This is a genomic window from Blautia sp. MCC270 (genome assembly GCF_018785605.1).
Classification (GTDB): Bacteria; Bacillota; Clostridia; order Lachnospirales; family Lachnospiraceae; genus Blautia_A; species Blautia_A fusiformis.
In genome coordinates this window covers 1-5,915 of the sequence record NZ_WQQD01000060.1, presented here as the reverse complement: position 1 = coordinate 5,915, position 5,915 = coordinate 1, and the positions used below count along the sequence as shown (strand labels likewise).

5 protein-coding genes and 1 tRNA gene are annotated in these 5,915 nt (G+C 41.3%); all 6 read right to left on the bottom strand.

Going from position 1 to position 5,915, the window contains the following annotated elements:
- Positions 1–227 precede the first annotated feature (227 nt).
- Positions 228–301, bottom strand: a tRNA-Arg gene (locus tag GPK58_RS12100).
- A 102-nt stretch (positions 302–403) separates the two neighbouring features.
- Positions 404–1,279: a DUF3881 family protein gene (locus GPK58_RS12095; protein WP_021650156.1), complete on the bottom strand. Its 876-nt coding sequence runs from the start codon at positions 1,277–1,279 to the stop codon at positions 404–406.
- A gap of 33 nt (positions 1,280–1,312) precedes the next feature.
- The gene (gene serS, locus GPK58_RS12090) at positions 1,313–2,608 is read right to left on the bottom strand and encodes a serine--tRNA ligase (protein WP_015526534.1); all 1,296 of its coding nucleotides are present in this window, start codon (positions 2,606–2,608) and stop codon (positions 1,313–1,315) included.
- Positions 2,609–2,652: 44 nt separating this feature from the next.
- Positions 2,653–3,174, bottom strand: a complete 522-nt coding sequence (locus GPK58_RS12085) for a DUF4446 family protein (protein ID WP_015526535.1) — start codon at positions 3,172–3,174, stop codon at positions 2,653–2,655.
- Between the two features lie 8 nt (positions 3,175–3,182).
- Complete coding sequence (locus GPK58_RS12080) at positions 3,183–4,115, bottom strand: ParB/RepB/Spo0J family partition protein (RefSeq protein ID WP_022426830.1); 933 nt, start codon at positions 4,113–4,115, stop codon at positions 3,183–3,185.
- Positions 4,115–4,882 (bottom strand): ParA family protein, encoded by a 768-nt coding sequence (locus GPK58_RS12075; protein ID WP_092072358.1) that lies wholly within the window; start codon positions 4,880–4,882, stop codon positions 4,115–4,117. The genes GPK58_RS12080 and GPK58_RS12075 overlap by 1 nt, the downstream gene beginning before the upstream one ends.
- Positions 4,883–5,915: the final 1,033 nt, after the last annotated feature.

The window sequence follows — 5,915 nt, the reverse complement described above, 5'->3', positions numbered from 1 at the left end:
AAGCTCACCATTAATCATCAATTTTTTGATATTTTTTCTTTTCCCCTACTGTAAAACAGCATCTGAGCGTTTCGTTATATAGAGTGGTACAAATACAGCGCAAAACTAAAATGTTAGCTGGAAATTGATCATTTTGAATGGAAAATCATGTCACGAACGTGATTAGAAAATAACAAAAGCGTTCGCTGTCAGCTAATCCAGCTAACATTTTCGAACGCTTTGAAACCCGTCCATAAGAGGATTTGAACCTCCGACCCCTCGCTTAGGAGGCGAGTGCTCTATCCAGCTGAGCTATATGGACATATATGGTTGTGAAACATTTCGAACACTTCCAAAAGTTTCACAACCATTATTTTACTATATTTATTTTGAAATTACAAGAATTAATTCTAAATTTGAAAACTTAATAGTGCAGCTGACCCTGCAGCCAGATTGTTCCTTTGAAGCGGCGTCCAACTGCCGGTTCACCGAGAAGATCTTTGCTGTTGATGCAGATATCAAACTGTATATCATTGCTCTCTATAGTCATCTGGCAGATTTCTTCACCTGTCAGGATATTCTTAAATTTCATGATATCCAGAATCTCACCAAGAACATTATACTGATCACATTCGATTCCATAAGGCATGAAATAAGAATCCACGATCGTGAGAACATCATCTGTAACAATTCTCTGGGAAATCATGGAGTAAGTATCCATATCCTCCATTGTAAGGCTCTCCATAGCTTCCTCATCACCATTACGCGCTGCTGCGATCAGATTAGTCCTGTTTTTGGAAAGTTCTCTCTCCACCTTTACCGCTTCCTTATCCTTCTGCAGCGGAAAAAGGATCTTTCCCTCAGAAGCCAGACCGGAAACCGTCACCGGACGGTCCCCCGGGTCTTTCAGGCCTTTGTATTTCTCCTGCATATATTCTGCCAGATTCTGCAGATAAAAGATCATAGTCACGCCAATACGCAAATCATCACATGCTCCTGCATAAGATTCCTTATCTGTATGACGTTCAACAGTCACTTTTTCCTTGGATGTGATTCCTGTTCCCCTGAAAAATGGGAAATAATATTCCACGTGAAACTCACCGTTCTCATCGTACTGACCACAAACGCTGATTCCACAGTCACAGCCATAATTCTTGGAAAACTGTACAAATACGCCTTCCGGATGATTTTCCACGCAAACCTTTTCATCGTAGCTTGCGATCACATCACGGATGATCTCTTTTATTTCACTTCTTCTGGTAATCTGTGAAAAACCAACGGTCTTTAAATAACTGTGCACAAGAACACCTCCCTGAAAAAGCCTGCGTTTCTCTTACGCGCGTGTCTTTTTCTCAATCTTTGTCATACCGCCCATATATGGCTGCAGAGCTTTTGGAATGTTTACAGATCCATCTGCATTCAGGTTATTCTCCAGGAAAGCAATGAGCATTCTCGGAGGTGCTACTACTGTATTGTTTAATGTATGAGCAAGATATTTCTTGCCATCTTTGCCGTTTACACGGATTTTCAGACGACGTGCCTGTGCATCTCCAAGGTTGGAGCAGCTTCCTACCTCAAAGTATTTCTTCTGACGTGGAGACCATGCCTCAACATCGAGGGATTTTACCTTAAGATCAGCAAGGTCACCGGAGCAGCACTCAAGCGTACGAACCGGAATATCAAGAGAACGGAACAGATCTACTGTATTCTGCCACAGCTTGTCGAACCACATCTTACTCTCCTCTGGCTTGCAGACAACGATCATCTCCTGTTTCTCGAACTGATGGATACGGTAAACACCTCTCTCCTCAAGTCCATGAGCACCTTTCTCTTTACGGAAGCACGGAGAATAGCTTGTAAGTGTCTTCGGAAGCTCTTCCTCCGGAATAATCTGGTCAATGAATTTACCGATCATGGAATGCTCACTTGTTCCGATCAGGTAAAGATCCTCTCCCTCAATCTTGTACATCATAGCATCCATCTCCGCAAAGCTCATAACGCCTGTAACAACGTTGCTTCTGATCATGAAAGGCGGTACGCAGTAAGTAAATCCCCGGTTGATCATGAAATCTCTTGCATAGGAAATTACTGCGGAATGAAGGCGTGCGATATCACCCATCAGATAATAGAATCCGTTACCGGCAACACGTCTTGCGCTGTCAAGATCGATTCCATCAAAATTCTCCATGATATCTGTATGATACGGAACTTCAAAATCCGGAACAACCGGCTCACCAAATTTCTCAATCTCTACGTTCTGGCTGTCGTCTTTACCGATCGGTACAGAAGGATCGATGATGTTCGGGATCACCATCATATCTTTCAGAAGCTCTTCCTCAACCTCTTTTTCTCTCTGAGAAAGTTCCTCAATACGAGTTCCGGATGCAGCAACCTGTTTTTTAACCTCTTCTGCCTCTTCTCTTTTTCCCTGGCCCATAAGAGCACCGATCTGTTTGGAGATCTTGTTTCTCTCAGCACGGAGAGCCTCAACCTCCTGCTTAATCTCTCTGTTTTCTTTATCAAGTTCGAGAACCTTGTCAACTAGCTCCAGTTTGCTGTCCTGGAACTTATTGCGGATATTCTGCTTTACAACCTCCGGATTCTCTCTCACAAACTTAATGTCTAACATGATATTCCTCCTGTATTAAAAATATTCTTACTCTTTGCAGTTTTTTATTCCTTCTCAATCTCACCAAGGCCAAAGTTTACTGCTTTTCTCAAAGCTTCCACTTCTTCCTGACTAAGTACAACATAGGACTCACCTTTTACGATCTCCTTTAAATAAAGGAAACAGTTATCGCGGCTGTGAACCGCATTCAAGATCAGACCCGTATTGTTTTTATCAAGAAGCGCCAGTGCAAAGCTGAGTTTTCCACCTACATCATCAAATGCATCATACTTTTCAACGCCATATTTGCTGAACATTACATTCATATTTTTTTTGATAAAGCTGATGTCATGATCATGATCTTCCTTTGCTTCATACAGCCGATCGATCTGTGCAAATTTTCTTACAAAAACTTTTTCCAGTGACTGTGCATCTCCGCCTCTCATAAACATCTTGTACTTCCGTTCCAAACGGCTGAGACGCATATTGCTACTCACCACATTGATCAGAAGAATGATGGTAAGGATCAGCAAAACAATGATCACAATCCCGGAATCAATTCCCATGCTTTCAAAAATCCCGCTCATTCTGCCTCCTATCTGATAGATTCGAACAGATCAATGATCCTCTCCAGTTCATCTCTGGAATAATATTCAATTTCAATTTTACCTTTGTTGTTTTTCTTTCGCTGAATGGATACCTTTGTTCCCATGATACCTTTCATTTTTTCTTCCAGGCTCTCATAAATGGCATCTTCTGCTGTGTTTCTCTCTGTTTTTACTTTTTTCGCAGGAGAAACCAGATTCTTTACAAGTTTTTCCGTCTCACGAACACTGAGTTTTTCATCAAAAACCTTCATGGCTGTTGTTTCCTGAAGAGCTTCATCAGAAATTCCCAGAAGTGCTCTCGCATGACCAGCTGAGATCATATCTGCAATTACCATTTCCTGAACTTTTGAGGAAAGCTTCAGAAGACGCATGGAATTAGTTACTGCAGTTCTGCTTTTGGCAACTCTGTCTGCGATTTCATCCTGTTTCAGGTGAAACTCTTCCATCAGACGTTTGTATGCCATCGCTTCCTCTATAGGATTCAGGTCTTCCCGCTGAATGTTCTCGATCAGGGAAATTTCTACGATTTCCTGGTCTGTAAACTCTTTTACAACAACAGGAACTTCCTTGAGCCCTGCCATCTTGGCAGCTCTCCAGCGGCGTTCGCCTGCAATGATCTCAAAATAATCCTTCTTATCGGATACCAACAACGGCTGAAGAACACCGTACTGTTTAATGGATTCCGAAAGTTCCAGCAGCGCATCCTCATCAAAATGTCTTCTGGGCTGATTCAGATTTGGTTCTACGCTGGAAATTTTCACAAGTCGTTCTGCGGCCGGATTATCTTTTTCAGTTGGTTTGTCTTTTTTTACAACTGCAGATCTTGTCTTTTTTGCAGGTTCCTTTGACGGACCGCCTGCTTTGTTCGGGATCAGTGCGTCAAGACCCTTTCCAAGGCCTCCTGTTCTTCTTCCAGCCATCACTCGCCCTCCCTACCTATAACTTCTTCTGCCAGGAGGCGATAACTCTCTGCTCCTGTAGATCGTGAATCGTACAGATTGATCGGTTTTCCATAGCTTGGTGCCTCTGCAAGTCGTACATTTCTCGGTATGATCGTTTTGTATATATTCTGGTCCAGGTTTTCTTTTACATTTTCTACAACCTGAAGTGACAGATTTGTTCTGGCATCATACATAGTAAAGACCACGCCTTCGATCTTCAATCTCTTATTCAATCGGTCTCTTACCAGTTCGATGGTATGTATCAACTGTGACAAACCTTCCAATGCATAATACTCACACTGAATCGGCACCAGAACGGAGGTTGCGGCTGTCAAAGCATTAATTGTAAGCATACTCAGTGACGGCGGACAATCCATGATTATGTAATCATATTTCCGGCGAAGTTTATCCGTGATCTTTTTCAGAATAAATTCTTTATCCTCAAGATCAACCAGTTCAATTTCTGCACCGGAAAGATTCATATTCGATGGTATCAGGTCAACATTATCTACAACGTTCTTTATAATGGTATCCTTGGTCTCTGCTTCTCCAAGCAGCAGCTCATAAAGGGTGTTTTCTACTGCATTCTTGTCTGCGCCAAGTCCACTGGTCGTATTTCCCTGCGGATCAATGTCGATGGCAAGAACCTTTTTCCCTTTTTCAGCAAGGCAGGCCGATAGATTGATGGCTGTCGTTGATTTTCCAACCCCGCCTTTCTGATTGGCAACTGCAATGATTCGTCCCATTGTACCCCTCCTTTTTATTTTTTTAAGGGATTTTTACTCATTGGATATCATTATAACACTTTTATTTTTAAACTGCCACATAATGTTTCACGTGAAACAATAGAAAATAGGTTTTGAATTATTTTATTTATTGTGTAGTATACCCAAACTCATTCCGGACTAAACAGAAGTTTGACAGTAACAGTACATCGATTATAAAGTCCATCAACTCCGCATAAACTTCCAGTTTTATTTGTTACCAATCAGACTATATATTTTACGCCATAAAAACGTACCAGAAATGAAGTTCCCATTTATAGATATTTTGCTGAAATTGTTCTGATTTATCGTAATCTCGAAAATAATTCGATTTTCTCGGTATAGATATATTATCTTTTATGGAACCTTGCACACTGCTGCTACATAGACATCGAAATCCCTTTCTTTTACAACATTTATAGCATTTTCAAATTTTATCTGAACACTAAAAACATTATTATTATCAAGCGAACAAAAGTATCTGTAACCGCATTCGCAGTTCTACACTGAATAACTGCTTCGCGATTTACCAAAAGGACTACAAGCTACTCTTCCCTGATAAGAAGCAGTTCTTCAACCACTGCTTATCGTTTCTTGCAATTGAAGCCAAAAACAGTGGGACCTCCTGATTCGAGTCATACAAACAAAAGCATCCGCAGTTGCTACGCAGCTTTACACCGAATAACTGCTCCGCAGTTTATCAAAACTTGCTTGTACTCTTCCTGATACAAGCAAGTCACCAACCGCTGCTTATTGCTTCTTACACTTGAAGCAGGGGCCCCCCTGACTCGATTAAAAACTATATCACGCTACCGTAAAGCGCATATGAGTTGTCGTTGTTGCGAAACATTTTTTAAGTCAAGCGGATAAAAACATCCTCTTCACTACTGCTCATAGCTTAATAAATGTTTCGCAGTTTATCAGAAGGAGACTGTACTTCTCCTGATACAAGCAAGTCCCCAACCACTGCTTATTGTAGTTCACAATTGAAGCAGGTGAATTACTTGATTCGATT